This window comes from Achromobacter ruhlandii (genome assembly GCF_002082135.1).
GTDB classification, from domain to species: domain Bacteria; phylum Pseudomonadota; class Gammaproteobacteria; order Burkholderiales; family Burkholderiaceae_B; genus Achromobacter; species Achromobacter ruhlandii.
Genome location: NZ_CP017433.1, coordinates 1,866,295 through 1,888,150, shown reverse-complemented (window position 1 = coordinate 1,888,150; position 21,856 = coordinate 1,866,295). Strand labels below are relative to the sequence as shown.

Genomic DNA, 21,856 nt, shown 5'->3' with positions numbered 1-21,856 from the left:
ATCCGGCGGGCCGCGCGCCGCCCCATCGGCGGGGGCATCAATCCGGCGGCGGCGCGCACGCCCTTGCCCGGCCTGGCGTCAGAACGCCACGTTGTCGCCGCCCTTCAGGCCCAGCTTGGCGCGGGTATCGGCGGGCGTGGCCACTTCCAGGTTGAGCGCCTCCAGGATGGTGCGGATGCGCTCGACCTGCGAGCGGTTCGACTCGGCCAGTTGGCCCGGCCCGATCCACAGCGAATCCTCCAGTCCCACCCGCACGTTCGAGCCCATGGCCGCGCCGATGGTGGCCAGCGGCATCTGGTTGCGGCCGGCGCCCAGGATCGACCATTCGTATTCGTTGCCGAACAGGCGGTCGGCGGTGCGCTTCATGTGCATCAGGTCTTCGGGGTGCGGGCCAATGCCGCCCAGGATGCCGAACACCGACTGGATGAACGGCGGCGACTTCACCAGGCCGCGGTCGACGAAATGCGCCAGGTTGTACAGGTGGCTGATGTCATAGCACTCGAACTCGAAGCGGGTGCCGTTGGCGTTGCCCAGCTCCAGGATCGACTCGATGTCCTGGTAGGTGTTGCGGAAGATCAGCGAACGGCTGTTCTCCAGGTGCTCGCGCTCCCACTCATGCTTGAAGTCCTGGAAGCGGCCCAGCATCGGGAACAGGCCGAAGTTCATCGAGCCCATGTTCAGCGACGCCAGCTCCGGCTTGAAGGTGGTGGCCGGCCGCATGCGTTCCTGCACCGTCATGTGCGGACTGCCGCCGGTGGTGATGTTGATGATGGCGTCGGTCTCGGCCTTGATGCGCTTGAGGAACGGCTCGAACAGCGCCGGGTCCTGCGACGGCTTGCCGGTTTCCGGGTCGCGCGCGTGCAGGTGCAGCACGGCGGCGCCGGCGCGGGCCGCGCCGATGGCGGCCTCGACGATCTCGTCGGCCGTCACCGGCAGGTGCGGCGACATGCTGGGGGTATGGATGGCGCCCGTCACGGCGCAGGTGATCACGACCTTCTGTTTCGGCTTAGCCATTTTCGTCTCCGTTGTCTTGCTGTTGCTTGTGGCGCATCAGGCGCATCAGTTGTTCGTCGCGCCAGTAGCGGCGCGTCGTCAGGTCTTCGGCGGGCAGCAGGCCGCGCCGCTCGGCCGCCAGGGCCTCGACCAGCGCGCCGTCCCAGGGCACGGGTTCGCGCTGGCTGGCGCCGATGGATTGGTACAGCCCGCCGTAGCGCGCGCAGTAGTCGGCAAGGCCGCCGGGCGCGTTCAGGTCGATGGTCTCGAACGGCCCCATGAACGACCAGCGCAGGCCCAGGCCGTCCTTGACCGTGGTGTCGATGTCCTCGGCGCTGGCGATGCCGGCGGCGGCCAGGCGGAAGGCCTCGTGCAGCAGCGCGCCCTGCAGGCGGTTGAGGATGAAGCCCTCGATCTCGCGCCGCATCGTCACCGGCTTCTGGCCGATATCCAGCATGATGTCGCGCGCCGCCTGCATGGCGGCCTCGCTGGTCCAGGGCGCCGGGCACAGCTCCACCACCGGGATCAGATAGGGCGGATTGACCGGATGCGCCACCAGGCAGCGCGCCCGGCCGGGCAGGTCTTCGGTGAATTCGCTGGCGGGAATGCTGGACGTGGAACTGCCGATGATGGCGTCGGGATCGGCCGCCGCGTCCAGTCGCGCGAACAGCTCGCGCTTCAGATCCCGCCGCTCGGGCGAGTTCTCCTGGATGTAGCGGGCGCCGGCCAGCGCCTCGGGCAGGCTGGCCGCCACTTCGATGCGGGCGGCGGCCGCCGCCGCGTCGCGCAGCAGGCCGTGCGCCTGCAATGCATCGAGCTGGCGCCGGATCAGCGCGCCGGCCTCGGCCAGCATGGCGGCGTTGACGTCGTACAGCCGCACCTGCCAGCCCTGGCGCGCGAACACGATGGCCCAGGCCTGGCCGATCAGGCCGGTGCCGATGATGGCGGCGTGGCGCCGCCGCGGATCGGCCGCCATCAGTAGAGCTTCTGCGTGAAGCCGTCCACCACGATGGCCTGCCCCGTGACGCTGCGGGCGGCCTCGCTGGCATTGAACAGCACCATGTTGGCGATGTCGCGCGCCGTGACCATGCGGCCCAGCGCCGCCTGGTTCTCGTAGAGCGCGGCGATTTCCTCGACCGGCTTGTCCAGCGTCCTGGCCTTGGCCTCGATCACGGCGCGGATGCGCGGGCCTTCGACCGCGCCCGGCAGGATGGCGTTGACGCGGATGCCGTGGCCGCCCAGCTCGATCGCCAGCGACTTGGTGAAGCCGATCACCGCCCACTTCGAGGCCGAATAGACCGAGCGCCCGGCAAAGCCCAGGTGGCCCGCGGCCGACGACAGGTTGATCATGACGCCGGCGCGCGACTGCTTGAGCAGCGGGATGGCCTGGCGCGCGCACAGGAACTGGCCGGTGATGTTGACCGCCAGGGTGCGGTCCCAGTCGGCCTTGGACAAGGTCTCGACGAAACCCGTGGGGCCGGCCACGCCGGCGTTGTTGACCAGGATGTCCAGGCCGCCCAACTGCTGGCGCACCGCGTCGAACAGGGCCGCCACGCTGTCTTCATCCGACACGTCGGCATGCACCGCGCGCACGCCGGGCAATTCGGCCGGCAGCGCGGCCAGCCGCTCGCGGTTGACGTCGCACACCAGCACCGACGCCCCCGCGCGGTGGAACACCTGCGCCATTTCCAGGCCCAGTCCATCGGCGCCGGCGGTGATGAGTACCTTTTTTCCGGCGAAATCCACTTCCTCGAACATGCTCTTTGTCTCCTGGATTCTTATGCTCAAACGCCTTTTGATCATATAGGATATATGATTCAAAGGGGAACTTTCTTGCCAGCAAAGCAGCCATGAAAAGGTCCGCGAAACAGCGTCCGGACAGCGGAATTTGACCTACCACGCAGGCGAAAACTGCCCGCAAACGCTTTATTCATGCGGCTTGAGGGAAATCCCCGATTCAGCCGGCCAAGTCCGGCACTAGAATCCAGGACGAGGTTCTCACACCCCGCCGGCGCATATATCATATATTTAAAAACAGACGGACGACTCAGACAACAGTCCGCATCCAAACCCACAAAGGAGCGTAGACAGTGTTCAAGATCAAACAATTCGCCATCGCGCTGGGCCTGTGCGGCGTCATGGCCAGCGGCACCGCGGCGGCCGACATCAAGGTGGGCGCCCTCTTCCCGTTCAGCGGCGCGCTGGCGTTGCTGGGGCAGGAGAGCTATCGCGGCCTGGAACTGGCCGTCAACGAAATCAATGCCGCCGGCGGGATCAACGGCGAGAAGATCCAGATCATCAAGGCCGACGCGGTCGACCCGACCCAGGCGGTGTCCGAGACCAAGCGATTGATCTCATCGAACGTGGTCGGCGTGTTCGGCAGCTACGCCTCGGGCATCTCGTACGCGGCCTCGCCCGTGACCGAGCTGGCCGGCGTGCCCTACTTCGAGCTGGGCGCCACCGCCCACAAGATCACCACGCGCGGCTACAAGTACCTGTTCCGCAGCAACCCCAACACCGCGCTGTACGGCGTGTCGGTGGTCAACGCGCTGCACGACATCATCGGGCCGGGCATGGGCCTGAACCCGAAGGAAGTGCGCATCGGCATCATCCACGAGGACGGCCCCTACGGCACCGACGTGGCCGCCACCGAGAAAAAGCGCGCCCAGGAACTGGGCTACACCGTGGCCGAGGTGCTGCCCTACTCGGCCAAGACGGTCGACCTGTCCTCGTTGATCCTGCGCCTGAAGGGCGCCAAGGTCGACGTGGTGCTGCAGACCGCCTACCAGAACGACGCCATCCTGTACTTCAGCCAGGCGCGCGCCGCGGGCTTCAAGCCCAAGGTGGTGATCGGCGCCGGCGGCGGCTATTCGCTGGCCGACACCGCCAAGGCCGTGGGCGCCGACATGAACGGCGTGTTCGACCTGGACTTCCCGCAGGCGTCCATCAATCCGGCCGGCGCGCCCGGCCTGGACAAGTTCCTGGAAGCCTACAAGACCACCTACAAGAGCGACCCGCAGTCCGGCCACAGCCTGACCAACTATGTCGGCGCCAAGGCCTTCTTCGAAGCCATCGCCAACGCCAAGTCGACCGACAAGGACAAGATCCGCGCGGCCGTGCTGGCGTACAAGAAGCCGGCCGGCCAGACCGCCAACGGCTGGGCCTTCGACTTCGGCGAGGACGGCCAGAACAACGCCTCGACCTTCTACGTGATGCAGTGGCAGGATGGCAAGCTGGTCACCATCGCGCCTGACAACCTCGCGCTGGGCAAGCCCGTCTTCAAGAAATAGAACGCCGGGGCCGCCACCCGGCAGGCCCGGCACGGCAAGCCAGCAAACCGGACGCTCGGGGGCGTCCGGCGTTTCACTGGGGCCCGCGGCCCCGGCCCCGCCGGCGACGGCGCGCGGCCGGGACGCGCCCCGTTCCAAGAGGTTGCACCATGGATATCTTCATTCAACTGGTCATCAACGGCCTGTTGCTGGGCGGCGCCTACACCATCATCAGCCTGGGGCTGACGCTGATCTTCGGCGTGGTCCGCGTCGTCAACTTCGCACATGGCGAATTCCTGATGATCGGCATGTACGCGGTCTACCTGATCGCGGCGCAGTTCGGCGTGCACCCGTACATCGGCCTGGTGCCGGTGGCGGTCATCCTGTTCGCGCTGGGCGCGCTGACGCAGAAGGGCATCATCCAGCCGCTGCTCAACGCCGACCAGCACATCCAGATCTTCGCCACGGTGGGCGTGTCCACCATCCTGCTGAACCTGGCGCTGGTGATCTTCGGCGCCAACGTGTTCCGCGCCCCGGTGCAACTGGGCACCAGCACCCTGGACGTCGGCAACTACTCCATGGTCACCGGCCAGCTGGTGACCTTCGTGGTCGGCCTGAGCCTGGCCGTGCTGCTGCACCTGTTCATGCACCGCACCTACCTGGGCCGCGCGCTGCGGGCGGTGGCGCAGCACCGCTACGCCGCCACGCTGATGGGGGTGAACGTCAACAACGTCTACGCCATCGCCTTCGGCCTGGGCACCGCCTTCGTCGGCATCGCCGCGGGCCTCCTGGCGCCGCAGTATCCGGTGTTCCCGACGGTGGGCACGTACTTCGTGCTGACCGCCTTCGTGATCGTGGTGCTGGGCGGCCTGGGCAGCCTGTACGGCGCGGTGGCCGGGTCCATGATCATCGGCATCGTCGATACGCTGGCCGGCTATTACATCGCCCCCGACCTCAAAGAGGTCGTCTATTTCGGGATCTTCCTCTTGATCCTTGTCCTGCGTCCGACCGGCCTGTTCGGCGTCGGCACAGAGTGATCAGAGCCACAAGGAGCGAGACGTGTTTCCCGACTTTCGAAGCCCCAAAGCCTACGTCAGCCTGATTCTGCTGATCGTCATGTTCATCGTGCCCGTCGTCACGGGCACGCCGTTCTGGACCAACCTGTTCGTCCTGCTGTTCGTCTTTTCCGCGCTGTCTGTGGCCTGGAACATCGTCGGCGGCTACGCCGGCCAGTTGTCGCTGGGCCACGCGGTGTTCTACGGCATCGGCGGCTACACCGCCACCCTGCTGACGCAGAACTTCGGCATCTCGCCGTGGTTCGGCATGCTGGCGGGCGCGGCCATCTCGGCGGCCGTGGCCATCATCATCAGCTATCCCACGCTGCGGCTGCGCGGGCCGTTCTTCGCGCTGGCCACCATCGCCATCCTGGAAGTGGTGCGGCTGCTGGTGATCCACGAGGAAAGCTGGACCGGCGGCTCCAGCGGCATCAGCCTGCCGCTGAACATCGGCTGGGCCTGGATCGTGTTCCGCGAGAAGATCAACTACGTGATCATCGCCTTCGGCCTGTTCCTGCTGGTGACCTGGGTCTCGTGGTACATCCGCAAGTCGCGCATCGGCCATTACCTGATCGCCATCCGCGAGCGCGAGGACGCGGCGCTGGCGGTGGGCATCCACACGGTGCGCGTCAAGATCATCGCCGCGGTGGTGTCGGCCATGCTGACCAGCGTGATCGGCACCTTCCACATCACCTACCTGACCTTCGTCGATCCCAGTTCGGCGTTCTCGCTGGAACTGTCGATCCAGGTGGCGATGTTCGCGCTGATCGGCGGCCTGGGCACGGTGGCCGGCCCCATCGCCGGCACTTTCCTGGTGCTGCCGATCGCCGAGCTGGCGCGCGGCTGGCTGTCCAGCGTGGGCAACGGCATGCACGGGCTGATCTACGGCCTGATCCTGGTGGCGGTGGTGCTGACCATCCCGCGCGGCCTGGCCGGCGCTTTCGGTCCGGCCATCGAGCGCGCCCTGGCGCGGCTACCCTACCTGGGCACGCCGCGCGCCCGGCGCCAGCTGGTCGAACCGGCCCGTCCGACCGACGCGGCGCGGCGCGAGCAGCCGGTGCTCAAGGCCGAGAACCTGTTCAAGAGCTTCGGCGGCCTGCGCGCCACCAACGACGTCTCGCTGACGCTGAACCAGCACGAGATCCTGGGCATGATCGGCCCCAACGGCGCCGGCAAGACCACGGTGTTCAACCTGCTGTCCGGCTTCCTGTCGCCCGACAAGGGCGCGGTGTCGATGGTCGACGCCAAGGGCAACTGGGTCTCGTGCAGCACGCCGGACGAGTTCGCGCACCAGGGGCTGGGCCGCACCTTCCAGATCGCCAAGCCGTTCACCGGCCTGACGGTATTGGAGAACATCATGCTGGGCGCCTTCATCCGCACCGCCGACCGCGAGGAGGCCGAGCAGATCGCGCTCAAGGTGGCCGAGGAAACCGACCTGCTCAAGTACCTGAACACCGAGGCCCGCAGCCTGACGGTGGGCGGCATGAAGCGGCTGGAGATCGCCCGCGCGCTGGCGATCCGGCCGCGCATCCTGCTGCTGGACGAGGTGATGGCGGGGCTGAACCCCACCGACATCGAGAAGTCGATCAAGATGATCCGCCGCATCCGCGATTCGGGCGTGTCGGTGCTGCTGATCGAGCACATGATGCAGGCCACCATGGCGCTGTCTGACCGCATCATCGTGCTGAACGAAGGCGCGGTGCTGGTGAGCGGCGCGCCGAAGGACGTGGTCGAGAACCCCGCCGTCATCGAGGCCTATTTGGGCAAGGAGTACCAGGATGCTTAAGGTTTCGGATCTGTCGTCGGGCTATGGCAAGAGCCAGGTGCTCAACGGCCTGAACTTCGAGGTCAATGCCGGCGAGATCGTGACGCTGATCGGCGCCAACGGCGCCGGCAAGACCACCACCCTGAAGACGCTGTGCGGCGTGGTTCCCGCCACCGCCGGCCGGGTCGAGTTCGAGGGCCGCGACCTGACCAACCGCACGCCCTACGACATCGTCGACGCCGGGATCACCATGATTCCCGAAGGCCGCCAGCTGTTCCCCCACTTCACGGTGCGCGACAACCTGCTGATGGGCTCGTACAAGCGCGCCGCCCGCCCCATCGTGCAGCGCAAGCTGGAGGAAGTGCTGCGGATCTTCCCGCGGGTGCGCGAGCGCCTGGGACAGTACGCCGGCTCGCTGTCCGGCGGCGAGCAGCAGATGGTGGCGATCGCGCGCGGCATGATGGCCGACCCCAAGCTGCTGGTGTTCGACGAGCCCTCGCTGGGCCTGTCGCCGCTGCTGGTGCAGCAGATGTTCGACATCATCCGCGACGTCACGTCCCACGGCGTCACGGTGCTGCTGGTGGAGCAGAACGTGTTCCGCACGCTGCGCCTGGCCGACCGCGGCTACGTGCTGGAGAACGGCGCCATCGTGCGCACCGGCACCGGCGCCGAGCTGCTGGCCGATCCCCATGTCAAGAAGGCCTATCTGGGCCACTGAAATCCGAAGGACCGCATTCATGTCTCTACGCTGCACATTCATCGACCACGGCACCGGCGGCGCGCCCGATTGCCTGCGCCTGGCCGAACGCGAGATGGCCGCGCCCGCCGGCCGCCAGGTGCTGATCGAGGTGGCCTACGCCGGCGTCAACCGCCCCGACGTGCTGCAACGCTCGGGCTCGTATCCGCCGCCGCCCGGCGCCTCGCCCTACCTGGGACTGGAGGTCGCCGGCACCATCGTCGCCGTCGGTCCCGACGCCACGCGCTGGCAGGTCGGCGACCGGGTCTGCGCGCTGACGCCCGGCGGCGGCTACGCGCAGTACTGCCTGGCCGACGAGCGTCACTGCCTGCCGGTGCCGCGCGGCCTGGACCTGCTGTCCGCCGCCGCCATCCCGGAGAACTACTTCACCGTCTGGACCAACGTGTTCGAACGCGCCCGCCTCGCGGCTGGCGAGAAGTTCCTGGTGCACGGCGGCTCCAGCGGCATCGGCCTGACCGCGATCCAACTGGCTCGCGCCTTCGGCGCCGAGGTCTGGACCACGGTGGGCAACCAGGAGAAGGCCGAGGCCTGCCTGAAGGCCGGCGCGCAGCACGCGCTGATCTACCGCGACACCGACTTCGAGGCCGACATCCGCCAGGCCACCGGCGGCCAGGGCGTGGACGTGATCCTGGACATGGTTGGCGGCGCCTACATCAACAAGAACATCCGCCTGCTGGCGGTGAATGGCCGGCTGGTGCAGATCGCCTTCCTGGAAGGCAGCAAGGCCGAGATCGACGCCCTGCCCATCATGACCCGCCGGCTGTCGTTCACCGGCTCCACCCTGCGGCCGCGTTCCGACGACGACAAGGGCGCCATCGCCCAGGCGCTGGCCGACAAGGTGCTGCCGCTGATGGAACAGGGGCGCTGCCTGCCGCTGATCCACCAGGTGTTCCCGCTGGAGGAGGCGGCCCAGGCCCACGCGCTGATGGAAAGCAGCCGGCACATCGGCAAGATCATGTTGAAGGTGCGGGCATGAGCGCGCGCTTCCAGGATCAGGTCATCATCGTCACCGGCGCGGTCGGCGGCATCGGTTCGGCCATCGTCGAGGGCTTCCTGGCCGAAGGCGGCAAGGTCGGGCTGATCGACTTCAATTCGCAGGGCGGCCAGGCCTACGAGAAGGAACTGAAAAAGCGCGGCCATGCCGTGACCTTCGTGCACGCCGACGTCTCGCACTTCGACCAGTGCCAGGCTGCGTATGACCGCATCACCCGCGACCTCGGCCCCGCCACCATCCTGGTCAACAACGTCGGCATCTCGCCCAAGACCGACGGCCGCGCGCTGAAGGTGTGGGAGATGACGCCGGGCGAATGGGACAAGGTGGTGGCGGTCAACCTGAACAGCGTGTTCTACATGACCCACCTGGCCACGCCGCACATGGTGCGCCAGCGCCAGGGGCGCGTGATCAACATGTCGTCGGTGGCGGGCAAAGCCTATTGCGACATCGTCGCCGCGCACTACGCCGCCACCAAGGCGGCGCTGCTGGGGCTGACGCGCCACTGGGCCGCGGAACTGGGCGAGCACGATGTCACCGTCAATGGCCTGGCGCCGGGGCGCATCAGCACGCCGCTGCTGAAAAGCGTGCCCAAGGAGATCAACGACGCCGTGGCCGAGGTCACCGCGCTGCGCCGGCTCGGCACGCCCGAGGAAGTGGCCGACGCCTGCCTGTTCTTCGCCTCGGACCAGGCGCGGTTCGTGACCGGGCAGGTGCTGGACGTGGCGGGCGGCTGGTTGATGACCTGACCGTGGCACGGCCAGCCCGCATCCTGGCGGGCGAGCCGCGGCGCGGCGGACTTCGTGCGAACCCGCGCGAACGCCGCGCGGGTAGGCGGACAGGCGCGCATCGCATACCCGGCGCCGCAAACGACGACGCCCCGCCGGAAAGCCCGGCGGGGCGTCGTCGTTTGCGGCGATCGCGATGCCCGCCCGGCAGCGGGCGGGCATCGTGATCAGAAGTCCATGCTGGCGCTCAGCGAGAAGGTGCGCGGGCCGCCCAGCACCAGGTAACCGTTGCCCGGGTAGCCGCCCACCGAGGCCCAGTAGTTGCGGTTGGCGATGTTCTCGACGCGGGCGCGCAGCGTCACCACGTGGCCGTCCACGTCCATCATGTAGCGCAGGCCGGCGTCGAAGCGGGTTCAGCCGGGCACCTTGAGGGTGTTGGCGTCATCCGCGTAGGAGGCGCCGGTGTAGACCACGCGGCCGTCCACGGCCAGGCCCTGCACGCCGGGGATGTCCCATTCCGCGCCCAGGTTGGCCTGGAAGCGCGGCACGCCGATGACGCGGTTGCCGTCGATGGCGGTATTGCCGGTGGAACGCTGCTTGGCGTCCAGGAAGGTCAGGCCGCCCAGCACGCGCACGCGGTCGATCGGCTCGCCGAACACGGTCAGCTCGATGCCCTGGTGGCGGTCCTTGCCGGAGGCGGTGAACCGATTGGACGCGTCGTAGGCCGCGCGCGGCTTGTCGGTGGAGAACAGCGCCAGGCCCGCGCCCAGGCCGCCACCGTCGTACTTGACGCCGATTTCCTTTTGCTTGGAAACGTAAGGCTGCAGGCTCTCGCCGCCGTTGGGCACGGGCTTGCCGTTGGCCGTCTGCGGCGCCGTATCGCCAGCCACCAGGGCTTCGATGTAGTTGGCGTACAGCGACACGCTTGGCGTCACCTTGAAGACGATGCCGGCGGCGGGCGAATTGCGGCTGGCGTCATAGGCGCCGTTTTCCGTGCCGGTGTTGTAGGCGTAGCTGCGCGACGACAGGCGCTGGTGGCGGATGCCCAGCGTCAGCAGCACCTTGTCGTCCAGGAACGACATCGTGTCGCCCAGCGCATAGCTGCTCATGCGGGTGCGCCCCTGCAGCGCCGGATCGTCCAGGTCGTTGCCGAACAGCGCCTTGGAACTGTAGGCCGGGCGGTCGTAGCTGACCGGATCGTAGATATTCGTGGAGAACGTGTTCAGGTAGTCCATGACATACGCGTTCTTCTTCTTGAGATCGAAGAAAGACGCGGACGCGACGAACTCGTGGCCGACCGGACCGGTGCGCACCTTGGCGCGCAGGCCCAGTTCGCCGGTGTTGACACTGTCCTTGCGGGTATTGTCGAAGCGGTAGAAGTTGCCGTCGCCGGTGCTGCCGTTGGTGACGGTGACGTTGGCGAGCGAGTTGGCTTCGTCGCTGCGGCGCATGCCGAAGGCGGCCCAGCCGGTCAGCTTATCGCTGAAGTCATGCTCGGCGCGCACGGTGCCGAACACGTCGCGCTCGTTCGAGTATGACCAGGGCTGGGCATAGTTGGAGCTGGCGTCCGGCGCGTCCGGCACGCTGGTCACGCCGCGCAGCGTCACGTTCGGACGCGCGCGCTTGAGCTTGTTCTCCTGCCAGCCGATATCCGCGGACAACCGCGTGTCGGCCGAGCGCCAGTCCAGGCCCAGCGACACCAGGCTGGTGCGCGAGTGCTCGTCGTCGATGGCGGTGTCGCCGCTGCGGTTGGCCACGTTCAGGCGGATGCCGGTGCTGTCGCCAGGGCCGAAGCGGCGCGCGATGTCGGTGGAGACCGAGAACTGGCCGCCGCTGGAGATGCCGGTGGTGAAACGCGTGAGCGGATCGTTCGGGGCGCGCTTGGGCACCAGGTTGACCGTGCCGCCAATGCCGTCGCCGCCGGGCGAGGCGCCCGTCAGGAAGGTCGACGCGCCGCGCAGCACTTCGACGCGCTCGAACAGTTCCGTGGCGATGTACTGGCGCGGCAGCAGGCTGTACAGGCCGTTGTAGGCCACGTCATCCGAACTGAGGATGAAGCCGCGGATGAAGTACGACTCCTGGAAATTGCCGAAGCCGCGCGCCACGCGCACGCCCGGATCGTTCTGTAGCACGTCGCCGACGCTGCGCGCCTGCTTGTCCTGGATCAGCTCGTTGGTATAGCTGGTGATGCTGAACGGCGTGCTCATGATGTCCTGCGTGCCCAGCACGCCGACGCGGCCGCCGCGGGCCACCTGGCCGCCCGCGTAGGGCTGGGCCAGGCCGCCGGCCGAGGCGTCGGCGCTGGCCTCGACCTTGATCGCTTCCATCGAAACGACGGAAGCGTCGGTGGCGGGAGCGGCGGATTGGGCGTGGACCAGCGCGGTGTACGGCAGGGCCGCAACCACATAGGCGAGCGTTCGGATTTTCATATCGGGAGGTCGGTAGGCGGATGCTTCGCGAGAAGCAGGGAATCGCAAAATCCCGAGGGGTCACGCGCGGGTGACGGCTTGCCGCTCGAATTGCGGCGAAGCCGGACTGGCCGGTGTGGTCGAGCCCGTTCGCCAAGGGGTATTGAGATCGTGCGGACTCGATTCTATATAAAGAGGAATCATTATCATTGCGTCCCTTATATAGAAACCCATTCTGTTGTCGTCAGACAACATCCCGCCCCGCTCCTGACGAGTGGCTGTCAGCCTGGCGGCACGGTTTCGCCGCGCAAGCGGCCGAACTGCCCCGCTTCGTAGGCCGCTACGGCCTGCGCCAGCGCGCGCGTATCGGTCATGATGAAGGGACCACGCTGGATCACCGGCTCATCAATGGCGGGCCCGGCCACCAGGATGAAATGCACTGGCGCGCCGGCCGCGAGCAACTGCAGCAGCCCTTCCCGATCCGCCATGGCCGTCAGCGCCGCGCCCGGCTGCAGGATGGCGAAGTCGGGATCGATGGCGCGCCTGGCGGCCGCTGGCGCGCGCGCTCCCGCGCGAAAACGCGCCACCGGCATCGGCGGCGGCGGCGTCAGCGGCGGGCGCGCCGGCTTGGTGTCGTGCCGGGCGCGCACGCCCAACTCCCCCCGCACGGCATACAGCCAGGCGTTCCACCCGGCCGGCAATGGCACCAAGCGCGACGCCCCCGGGCGCAGCCAGCCATCCAGGATCAACAGCGGTTCGGGCGTTTCCAAAGGCGCGGCCCAGCCCTCGTAGCGGCCGGCGACCACCCGCACACGGCCGGCATCGCTCTGCAGCACCGGCATTTCCCAGGCCTTCACCAGCGTCGCCGACGGCGGCAGCGACTTCAGCCGCTCGGGCAGATTGACGTACAACCGCAGGCCATTGAGCCGCGCCGCGTCCACCAGTTGATGGCCGTGCACTACCCCCCGACCCGCCACCGTCCAGTGCAGGTCGCCCGCCCGGGCCTCATGCTCGTTGTCCAGGCTGTCGCGGATGCGCAGGCCGCCCAGCGTGTCCTCCAGCAGCAGCGTGACCGTCGACATGCCGGCGTGGGGATGCGGCGCGACCGCCGGTCCGGTCATGACGAAGTGGTCCACCAGGACCAGCGGCGACATGCCTTGCGGGAAATCGGTATGCCGGAAGTGCCGGTACGAACAGATGTCGCCCTCCGGTTCGAAGCTTCGGGCCACGGGAGGGCTGAGGCGGATGGTCAAGGAGCTGCTGCCTGGATTTTTGGGTGGCGCAGAGCTTATGGGTTCCGCGTCCGACACAGTAGATGCCAATTTCAGGAATAATTGTCCTGCCACACAGGACAATTCCCCAACCTGGCCCATGCACTCCTATATCCATCATCTCGACGACCTGCTGCTTTTCACCGAAGTGGTGGAAAAAGGCGGTTTCTCCGCCGCCGCCCGCGTGCTCAATATGCAGCGTTCCAAACTCAGCCGGCGCGTGGCCGAACTGGAGACGCGGCTGGGCCTGCGGTTGCTGCAACGCAACACCCGCCGCGTCTCGCTCACGCCCATGGGCGAGCAGATCTACGTGCATGCGCTGGCGATGGCGCGCGAGGCCCGCAGCGCTTTCGACCTGGCGGCGGCGATGGGCGACACGCCCAGCGGCCTGCTGCGCATGACGGCGCCCTCCGCCCTGGCCGTGACCCTGCTTGGCGAATTGGTGTCGCGTTTCTGCCTGAAGCACCCGGGCGTGCGGGTATTGCTGGACACCCGCGACCAGATCATCGACCTGGTGGGCGAAGGCTACGACCTGGCCTTCCGCGCCCAGGGCGCCTCGCTCACGGATTCGAGGCTGGTGGCGCGCGAACTGGCGCCGGTGCCGCTGATCCTGGTGGCGGCCCCGGAGATGGCCCGCGCCGCGCCGCGCCATCCGCGCGAACTGAGCGCGCTGCCGCTGCTGGCCCATGCCACCCAGGACAGCCCGCAAAGCTGGCATTTCACCGGCCCCGCGGGTGACGCCGAGTCGATCGAATTCCGCCCCCGCTGCCTCAGCACCAACCTGGCGGCGCTGCGCGAGATGGCGCGCGCCGGCCTGGGCGTGGCGCTGCTGCCCCACTATCTGTGCGCCGGTTCCCTGGCCAGGGGCGACCTGGCGCAGCTGCTGCCCGCCTGGCGCGCCGCCCCGGCGCGCATCTACGCGGTCATTCCCGCCCGGCGCGGCGCGCCGCTGGCCCTGCGGCGTTTCCTGGATTTCGCGGCGGCGGAAATGCCGGCCTTGCTGGCCTGACGCGCCGCCCGGTCCAGGCGGATAGGATTCGCCGGGAGCACGCGACGCGGCGCTCAGTCCAGGCGGATAGCGTTGGCCTGGATCACGCCCTTCCAACGCTCACGGTCCTCGGCCACGTAGGCGTCGACCTCGGCCTGGCCGCGCGGCGCCTGGATCACCAGGCCTTGGGCCTGGAAGCGGTCGCGGAAATCCGCCTGGCGCATCACCGCGGCCACGGCCTCGCGCAGCCTGTCCGCCTCGGCCCCGGGCGTGTCGCGCGGCACGGCCACGCCGAACCACGTCGCGGCGCGAAAGCCCGCAAACCCGCTTTCGGCCACGGTGGGCACGTCGGGCAGCACCGGCAGGCGCTCGGCGCCGGTCACGGCCAGGGCCTTGATCTTGTGTTCGCGCACCAGCGGCAGCGAGGTGCTGATGACATCGACCATCAGTTGGGTATCGTTGGCCATCAGCGAACTCAAGGCCGGCGCGCTGCCGTTGTAGGGAATGTGCGCCACGTCGATGCCGGTGCGCGACTTCAGCAATTCGGTCGCCAGTTGCAACGGATTGCCGATGCCCACGGAGGCATAGTTCAACTTGCCCGGGCGGGCGCGGGCGTAGTCGACGAATTGCGCCAGCGTCGAGGCCGGCACGCTGTTGTTGGCGACCACCACCAGCGGCAATTCCGCAACCACCGACAGCACCCGGAAGTCACGCTGCGCGTCGTACGAGACCTTGCGATAGAGCATGGGGTTGAGCACCATGCTGGCATTGCTGGCCAGGAACAGCGTGTAGCCATCGGGCTGGGCCCGCGCCACCTGCGTGGCCGCGATCATCGTGTTGGCGCCCGGCTTGTTCTCCACCACCACTGGCTGCGCCAGTTCCTGCGACAGCCTTTCGGCCAGCACGCGCGACAACAGGTCGGCCGCCCCGCCCGGCGTATACGGCACGACCAGCTTGACCGGCCGTTCCGGAAACGCCGCCTGGGCGGGCCAGGCGCCCGCCATGCACAACAGCAGCGCGGCCGCGGCGCGGCCGAACCCGAGATTTCTCTTGAACATGCTTGTCTCCCCTGTAGTGATGGCGTACGGTCCGGGATGCCCGCCGCCTCGGTAGTCCTAGACCTTCCTGTCCCGCTCTGCCCAGAACGCGTCGCGCAGCCGGCGCTTGGCGATCTTGCCGTTGTCATCGCGCGGCAGGGTCCGCTGCAAGCGCAATTCACGCGGCACCTTGTAGCGCGCGACCCTTGTGGACAGCCAGCGCAGCACATCCTCCGGCGCCAGCGTGGCATCCGCCGCCGGCTGCACCAGCGCCAGCAGGCGCTCGCCGAACTCGTCGTCGGGCACGCCGAACACCGCGCAATCGGCCACACCCGGGTACTGCGTCAGGTGGTGTTCGATTTCCGCGGGATAGATGTTCACGCCGCCCGAGATCACCATGTCCGATTCGCGGTCGCACACGAACAGGTAGCCGTCGTCGTCCAGATAGCCCAGGTCGCCCAGGCCGATCAATCCATCGCGTTCGATGCGGCTGCGCGCTTCCGGGTCGTTGCGATAGGTGAAGTCGGCGTAGGCCGGCTGGCGCACATGGATGCGGCCGATCTGGCCGGGCGCGCAGAGCGCGCCGTCGTCGCCGTAGATCCGTATCTGCGCGCCGCCGATCGGCCGGCCGGCGCTGCCTGGCCGGGCCAGCGCTTCGCGCGAATCGATGACCGTCACCATGCCGGCCTCGCTGGACGCATAAGTCTCGTGGATCACCGGCCCCAGCCAATCGATCATGGCGCGCTTGAGCGCCGGCGCGCACGGGGCGCCGGTCGAGGCCACGAAGCGCAGCGACGACAGGTCGAAGGCGGCGCGCTGGGCCGGATCCAGCTTGAGCAGGCGCACGTACATGATGGGCACCAGATAGACCGTGTCGATGCGATGGCGCTCGATCAGGCGCAACACCTCCAGCGGATCGAACCGCGGCGCCAGCACCAGGGTCTCGCAGACGCGCAGCGCCACCTGGGCGAACACGCTGGGCGCGCTGTGGTAGACCGGCGCGGGCAGCAATGCGCGGCAGCCGGGTCGCAAGCCGTAGGCCTGCTCCACCACCGCCTCGACCGCCGCCAGCCGCTGCGCCAGCTGGTCCAGCGGAAACGGCGCGCGCACCACGCCCTTCGGCCGGCCGGTGGTGCCGGACGTATAGGCCATGTGGCCGCGCGGCGCCACCACCGGGCCCTCGTAGGGCGCCTGCGCCTCGCGCCAGCTGGCGTAGTCATCGGACACGGCGGCCGCGCCCACGCGACGCGACGCCAGGTCCGCCGGCAGCGCCGTCCTGGCGGCCTGCCACAGGTCTTCCTCGGCGATCAGCAGGCGCGCGCCGCTGTCGCGCACCAGGTAGGCAACCTCGTCGGGCGTGTAGTGCCAGTTGATCGGGCAGTAATAGCAGCCCAGGCGCTTGCAGGCCTGGATGATCTCCAGGTAGGGCATGCCGTTGCGCAGCAGCACCGCCACCACGTCGCCCTCCCCGATCCCCATGGCCACCAGGCCCGCCGCGACCTGCTCGCCGCGACGGATCAGGGCCGCGCGGTCCAACTGGCAGTCGCCGGCGATGATGCGTCCGGGCCCTTGCGTGACGGGTGCGCTCATGCCTGGCCCGCCGAGCGTTGCGCCTTGTCGGCGGCGGTGCGCGCCTCGATGGCGGCGCGCGCGGCGGCCCAATCGTCGTCCGACCAATCGAAATACTGCTTGAAGTACGCGCCATTGGCCAGGTAGTCGCCACCGTCCAGGGCGATGGTCTGGCCGTTGATCCAATCGTTGCCCGGCGCCAGCAGGAACGCGGCCAGTTCGCCGATATCCTGGCCCTGCCCGAGCCGCCGCATCGGATTCTGCTTGACCAGCGCGTCGGTGCCGCTGTCGTTGGGCCGCAGCCGCGCCGACGCGCCCTCGGTCGGGATGACCCCCGGCGCAATGGCATTCAGGCGGATGCCGTGCCGGCCCCATTCGACGGCCAGCGATTTGGTCATGGCGTCGATGCCAGCCTTGGACATGGCGGACGGCACCACGAACGGCGAGCCGGTCCAGACCCAGGTCACGACGATGGACACCACCGCCCCGGACGCGCCGCTGCCGATCCAGCGCTTGCCCACGGCCTGGGTCATGTAGAACGTGCCACGGAAGACCGTGTCGGCGATGGCATTGAAGCCCCGTTCGGACAGTTTTTCGGTGGGGCTGATGAAATTGCCGGCGGCATTGTTCACCAGCGCATCCAGCCCGCCATGCTGGTCCCAGATGCGCGCCACCATCGCGTCCACCGCGCCGGCGTCGCGGATGTCGACCGGATGGACGTGGACCTGGCCGCCGGCCTCGCCCCGCAGGGCCTGCGCGGCCTGCTCCAGCACCGCCAGGCGGCGTCCGCACAGATGCACGGTGGCGCCCAGCGCCGCCAGTTGGCGGGCCATGGCATAGCCCAGGCCGGTGCCGCCGCCGGTGATCAGGATGCGCTGGCCCTGGAACAGGTCGGCGCGGAACATGGTTTGCCGCATGGGGGTGTCTCCTTGGTTTTTTCAGAATATCCACGAACCTTTGCCGCGACAATCCTTCAGGATGGGTAAACTCTGTTTCCTCACAGGCAACAATGAAGGCTGCCCATGATCACGCCGCCCGCGCTCGACCTGAACCTGATCCAGCTGTTCGTGACGATCGTCGAAGCCGGCACCCTGAGCGAAGCAGCGCTGCGCCAGGGCGTGACGCGCTCGCATGTGAGCCGCAACCTGCAAAAGCTGGAGCGGGCCTTCGGCGCGCAGTTGATCCGCCGCACCACCCGGCGGCTGGAACTGACCCACGAGGGCAGCGTCCTGTACGACCATGGCGCCCGCATGGCGCGCGAAGTGGAATCGGCGCGCCATGCCCTGCAGAAGCTGGGCGCCGAACCCACCGGCCACGTGCGGCTGAGCCTGCCCACCGGCCTGGGCGAACTGGACATGCTGCGGCCGCTGCTGGTGCGCTTCGCCCTGGAGCATCCCAGCCTGAGCCTGCGGGTGCTGTTCTCGAACCGCGTCAGCGACCTGATTTCCTCGGAGATCGACGTGGCGCTGCGAGCCATCTCGGTGCCGCCGCAAGACTACGTGGCGCGCGAACTCGGCCGCATCAAGTGGCACCTGTGCGCCGCGCCCGAGTACCTGGCGCGCATGGGCATGCCGGCCCATCCCCGCGACCTGGGGCGCTTCGATTTCCTCGGGCCGCCCGGCCCCCGCCCCCAGGCCACGCTGCGCCTGCGCGGCAAGGGGCAGCCGCACGAAGTCAAGCTGCCCACTCGCCTGCAATCCGAGTATTTCCCGTTCCTGGCCCAGGCCGCCCGCGAAGGCGCCGGCGTGGCGCTGTTGCCGGCCTACATCGTGCGTCCCGACCTGGAGGCCGGACGCCTGCTGCCGGTGCTGCCTGGCTACCAGGCCGAAGGCCCCGGCGACAAGCTCTATATCCTGACCTCGCCAACCCCCTATCCCTCGAGCGCCCAGCGCGCCCTGGTCGACTTCCTGAAGCGGGAACTAGAACCCCTGCTGCGCACTTTCCTGGCCTGAGCAGGGGCCTGCCGCCCGGCGCCACCGCCGGGACGACGGCCCGGCCTCCCGCCGCCATGCGCTTGTAGGACTTCTTTGTTAAAAAAAGGGGACTTGCAGGGACGACGCGGCTGCCGCACAGTAGGGGTTTGCGCGACCGCCGCGCAACCCGCAGGCCGGCGCGGGCGGGAACTTTGACGCGCCCCTCAAGTCTTATATAAGATATAAGACACAGACCGAACCCGCGCCGCTGTCGCCCGGAATGACAAACGCGCCGAAACGCCTGAAAATGCCGGCTTTACGCGGGCAAAACCACGGAGTCCATCATGCCGCACAACACCCTCGACACACTCAAGAATTTCAAGATCGGCAACAAGTCCTGTCAGTACTATTCGCTGCCGGCGCTGGGCAAGGCGCTGGGCGTGGATGTGCAGCGGCTGCCGGTCTCCATCCGCATCGTGCTGGAATCCGTGCTGCGCAATTGCGATGGCAAGAAGGTGACCGAGGAACACGTGCGCCAGCTCGCCAACTGGCAGGCCAACGCCAAGCGCGAGGATGAAATCCCGTTCGTGGTGGCGCGCGTGGTGCTGCAGGACTTCACCGGCGTGCCTTTGCTGGCGGACATCGCCGCCATGCGCTCGGTGGCCGACAAGATGGGCAAGAGCCCCAAGAGCATCGAGCCGCTGGTGCCGGTGGACCTGGTGGTGGACCACTCGGTCATGATCGACTACTTCGGCACCAAGAATGCGCTGGACCTGAACATGAAGCTGGAATTCAAGCGCAACCAGGAGCGCTACCAGTTCATGAAGTGGGGCATGCAGGCCTTTGACACCTTCGGCGTGGTGCCCCCGGGCTTCGGCATCGTCCACCAGGTCAACCTGGAATACCTGGCGCGCGGCGTGCACCAGGACAAGAAGAACAATATCTACTACCCCGATTCGCTGGTGGGCACCGACAGCCACACCACCATGATCAACGGCATCGGCGTGGTCGGCTGGGGCGTGGGCGGCATCGAGGCCGAGGCCGGCATGCTGGGTCAGCCGGTGTACTTCCTGACGCCCGACGTGGTCGGCGTGGAACTCAAGGGCAAGCTGCGCGGCGGCGTCACCGCCACCGACCTGGTGCTGACCATCACCGAAATGCTGCGCCGTGAAAAAGTGGTCGGCAAGTTCGTCGAGTTCTGTGGCGAGGGCACGGCCAGCCTGTCCGTGGCCGAACGCGCCACCATCGGCAACATGGCGCCCGAGTATGGCGCCACCATGGGCTTCTTCCCGGTCGACGGCCGCACCATCGATTACTTCCGCGGCACCGGCCGCACCGAAGACGAAATCGCCGCGTTCGAAGCCTACTTCAAGGCCCAGAACATGTTCGGCGTGCCCGCCGCCCAGGACATCAACTACACCAAGCTGCTGACGCTGGACCTGTCCACCGTGGCGCCGTCGCTGGCCGGCCCCAAGCGCCCCCAGGACCGCATCGAGATCGGCAACGTCAAGAGCACCTTCATCGACCTGTTCTCCAAGCCGGTCGCCGAGAACGGCTTCAACCAGCCGGCCGAGAAGCTGCAGCAGACCTTCACCACCAGCACCGGCACCAAGGTCAAGAACGGCGACATCCTGATCGCCGCCATCACTTCCTGCACCAACACCTCCAACCCCAGCGTGCTGCTGGCGGCGGGCCTGCTGGCCAAGAAGGCCGTCGAAGCCGGCCTGAAGGTGCCCAAGCACATCAAGACCTCGCTGGCCCCCGGATCGCGCGTGGTCACCGAATACCTGACCAAGACCGGCCTGCTGCCCTACCTGGAGAAGCTGGGCTTCGACGTGGCCGCCTACGGCTGCACCACCTGCATCGGCAACGCCGGCGACCTGACGCCCGACCTGAACGAGGTCATCACCAGCAATGACCTGGTGTGCTCGGCGGTGCTGTCCGGCAACCGCAACTTCGAGGCGCGCATCCACCCGAACATCAAGGCCAACTTCCTGGCCTCGCCGCCGCTGGTGGTGGCCTACGCCCTGGCCGGCACCGTGACGCGCGACCTGATGACTGAACCGGTCGGCCGCGGCAAGAACGGCGACATCTGGCTGGGCGACATCTGGCCGACCACCGAGGAAGTCGAGGCGCTGCTCAAGTACGCGCTGGACCCGAAGGCCTTCGAGGCCAACTACGGCCAGGTCAAGAGCAACCCCGGCAAGCTGTGGGAGAACATCAAGGGCGTCACGGGCGAGACCTACAACTGGCCCGACTCCACCTACATCGCCGAGCCGCCGTTCTTCGAAGGCTTCGGCATGACGCCGGGCGCGATGCCGACCGTCAAGAACGCCCGCGCGCTGGGCGTGTTCGGCGACTCGGTCACCACCGACCACATCTCGCCGGCCGGCTCCATCAAGGAAACCTCGCCCGCGGGCAAGTGGCTCAAGGAACACGGCGTGATGAAGGCCGATTTCAACAGCTACGGCTCGCGCCGCGGCAACCATGAAATCATGATGCGCGGCACCTTCGCCAACGTGCGCATCAAGAACCTGATGATCCCGGCGCGCCCGGACGGCAGCCGCTTCGAAGGCGGCGAAACCCTGTTCCAGCCCACCGGCGAACAGATGTCGATCTACGACGCGGCCATGAAGTACGTGGCGGCCGGCACGCCCACCGTGGTGTTCGGCGGCGAAGAGTACGGCACCGGCTCGTCGCGCGACTGGGCCGCCAAGGGCACCCAACTGCTGGGCGTCAAGGCCGTCATCACGCGCAGCTTCGAGCGCATCCACCGCAGCAACCTGGTGGGCATGGGCGTGCTGCCGCTGCAGTTCAAGGGCAACGACAGCGTGCAGTCGCTGGGCATCACCGGCGAGGAAACCTACGACATCTCGGGTCTGGAAAACGGCATCAAGCCGATGCAGGACGTGACGCTGACGATCACCCGCAAGGATGGTTCGAAGCAGGACGTGACGCTGCTGCTGCGCATCGACACCCCGATCGAGGTCGACTACTACCAGCACGGCGGCATCCTGCCCTTCGTGCTGCGCCAGCTGCTGGCCGCGTAACGCGCGGGCCGCAAAGGCAAAGCCCCTGGAACCGCGAAGTTCCAGGGGCTTTTTTTCAGGGC

The 21,856-nt window shown here is 67.9% G+C and carries 16 protein-coding genes and 1 pseudogene; 9 read left to right on the top strand and 8 right to left on the bottom strand.

Features of this window, described 5'->3' with window-relative positions:
- Positions 1 to 78 precede the first annotated feature (78 nt).
- The 3 genes from kce to AruCF_RS08600 are packed head-to-tail and all read right to left on the bottom strand — an operon-like array spanning position 79 to position 2,751.
- On the bottom strand, positions 79 to 1,014 hold the full coding sequence (gene kce / locus AruCF_RS08610; protein ID WP_049073027.1) for a 3,5-dioxohexanoate:acetyl-CoA acetone transferase: 936 nt from the start codon (positions 1,012 to 1,014) through the stop codon (positions 79 to 81).
- On the bottom strand, positions 1,007 to 1,969 hold the full coding sequence (locus AruCF_RS08605) for a 3-hydroxyacyl-CoA dehydrogenase (RefSeq protein WP_049073026.1): 963 nt from the start codon (positions 1,967 to 1,969) through the stop codon (positions 1,007 to 1,009). Before AruCF_RS08605 ends, kce begins: the two co-directional genes overlap by 8 nt.
- Positions 1,969 to 2,751, bottom strand: coding sequence for an SDR family oxidoreductase (locus AruCF_RS08600; protein ID WP_026383327.1), 783 nt, complete (start codon positions 2,749 to 2,751; stop codon positions 1,969 to 1,971). The genes AruCF_RS08605 and AruCF_RS08600 overlap by 1 nt, the downstream gene beginning before the upstream one ends.
- A gap of 380 nt (positions 2,752 to 3,131) precedes the next feature.
- Here AruCF_RS08600 and AruCF_RS08595 point away from each other — a divergent pair, with 380 nt between their 5' ends.
- The 6 genes from AruCF_RS08595 (at position 3,132) to AruCF_RS08570 (ending at position 9,579) form a co-directional block, all read left to right on the top strand.
- A complete protein-coding gene (locus AruCF_RS08595) occupies positions 3,132 to 4,283 on the top strand; it encodes an ABC transporter substrate-binding protein (RefSeq protein WP_211485570.1) in 1,152 nt (383 codons plus the stop codon).
- Positions 4,284 to 4,432: 149 nt separating this feature from the next.
- Positions 4,433 to 5,299: a branched-chain amino acid ABC transporter permease gene (locus tag AruCF_RS08590; RefSeq protein ID WP_006387153.1), complete on the top strand. Its 867-nt coding sequence runs from the start codon at positions 4,433 to 4,435 to the stop codon at positions 5,297 to 5,299.
- Between the two features lie 22 nt (positions 5,300 to 5,321).
- Complete coding sequence (locus AruCF_RS08585; RefSeq protein WP_049073024.1) at positions 5,322 to 7,103, top strand: branched-chain amino acid ABC transporter ATP-binding protein/permease; 1,782 nt, start codon at positions 5,322 to 5,324, stop codon at positions 7,101 to 7,103.
- The gene (locus AruCF_RS08580; protein WP_049073023.1) at positions 7,096 to 7,800 is read left to right on the top strand and encodes an ABC transporter ATP-binding protein; all 705 of its coding nucleotides are present in this window, start codon (positions 7,096 to 7,098) and stop codon (positions 7,798 to 7,800) included. The genes AruCF_RS08585 and AruCF_RS08580 overlap by 8 nt, the downstream gene beginning before the upstream one ends.
- A 19-nt stretch (positions 7,801 to 7,819) precedes the next feature.
- Positions 7,820 to 8,815 (top strand): NAD(P)H-quinone oxidoreductase, encoded by a 996-nt coding sequence (locus AruCF_RS08575; RefSeq protein ID WP_049073022.1) that lies wholly within the window; start codon positions 7,820 to 7,822, stop codon positions 8,813 to 8,815.
- Positions 8,812 to 9,579, top strand: coding sequence for an SDR family oxidoreductase (locus tag AruCF_RS08570; RefSeq protein WP_049073021.1), 768 nt, complete (start codon positions 8,812 to 8,814; stop codon positions 9,577 to 9,579). Before AruCF_RS08575 ends, AruCF_RS08570 begins: the two co-directional genes overlap by 4 nt.
- A gap of 206 nt (positions 9,580 to 9,785) precedes the next feature.
- On the opposite strand, the pseudogene AruCF_RS08565 reads toward AruCF_RS08570, so the two are convergent.
- Both AruCF_RS08565 and AruCF_RS08560 read right to left on the bottom strand, forming a co-directional pair.
- Positions 9,786 to 11,987, bottom strand: a pseudogene (locus AruCF_RS08565) (TonB-dependent receptor).
- A 260-nt stretch (positions 11,988 to 12,247) separates the two neighbouring features.
- Positions 12,248 to 13,219, bottom strand: coding sequence for a pirin family protein (locus AruCF_RS08560; RefSeq protein ID WP_049073020.1), 972 nt, complete (start codon positions 13,217 to 13,219; stop codon positions 12,248 to 12,250).
- Between the two features lie 118 nt (positions 13,220 to 13,337).
- Between AruCF_RS08560 and AruCF_RS08555 the strand changes: the two genes are divergently transcribed.
- A complete protein-coding gene (locus tag AruCF_RS08555) occupies positions 13,338 to 14,246 on the top strand; it encodes a LysR substrate-binding domain-containing protein (RefSeq protein WP_049073019.1) in 909 nt (302 codons plus the stop codon).
- Between the two features lie 53 nt (positions 14,247 to 14,299).
- Here AruCF_RS08555 and AruCF_RS08550 read toward each other — a convergent pair whose 3' ends face one another.
- The 3 genes from AruCF_RS08550 to AruCF_RS08540 are packed head-to-tail and all read right to left on the bottom strand — an operon-like array spanning position 14,300 to position 17,736.
- On the bottom strand, positions 14,300 to 15,283 hold the full coding sequence (locus AruCF_RS08550; protein WP_053085998.1) for a Bug family tripartite tricarboxylate transporter substrate binding protein: 984 nt from the start codon (positions 15,281 to 15,283) through the stop codon (positions 14,300 to 14,302).
- A 57-nt stretch (positions 15,284 to 15,340) separates the two neighbouring features.
- Positions 15,341 to 16,852, bottom strand: a complete 1,512-nt coding sequence (locus AruCF_RS08545; RefSeq protein ID WP_235432760.1) for an AMP-binding protein — start codon at positions 16,850 to 16,852, stop codon at positions 15,341 to 15,343.
- On the bottom strand, positions 16,849 to 17,736 hold the full coding sequence (locus AruCF_RS08540; RefSeq protein WP_049077660.1) for an SDR family oxidoreductase: 888 nt from the start codon (positions 17,734 to 17,736) through the stop codon (positions 16,849 to 16,851). The genes AruCF_RS08545 and AruCF_RS08540 overlap by 4 nt, the downstream gene beginning before the upstream one ends.
- A gap of 117 nt (positions 17,737 to 17,853) precedes the next feature.
- Here AruCF_RS08540 and AruCF_RS08535 point away from each other — a divergent pair, with 117 nt between their 5' ends.
- Together AruCF_RS08535 and acnA are read left to right on the top strand one after the other, a co-directional pair.
- The gene (locus AruCF_RS08535) at positions 17,854 to 18,783 is read left to right on the top strand and encodes a LysR family transcriptional regulator (RefSeq protein ID WP_049073018.1); all 930 of its coding nucleotides are present in this window, start codon (positions 17,854 to 17,856) and stop codon (positions 18,781 to 18,783) included.
- Positions 18,784 to 19,088: 305 nt separating this feature from the next.
- Complete coding sequence (acnA, locus tag AruCF_RS08530) at positions 19,089 to 21,794, top strand: aconitate hydratase AcnA (protein WP_049073017.1); 2,706 nt, start codon at positions 19,089 to 19,091, stop codon at positions 21,792 to 21,794.
- Positions 21,795 to 21,856 lie beyond the last annotated feature (62 nt).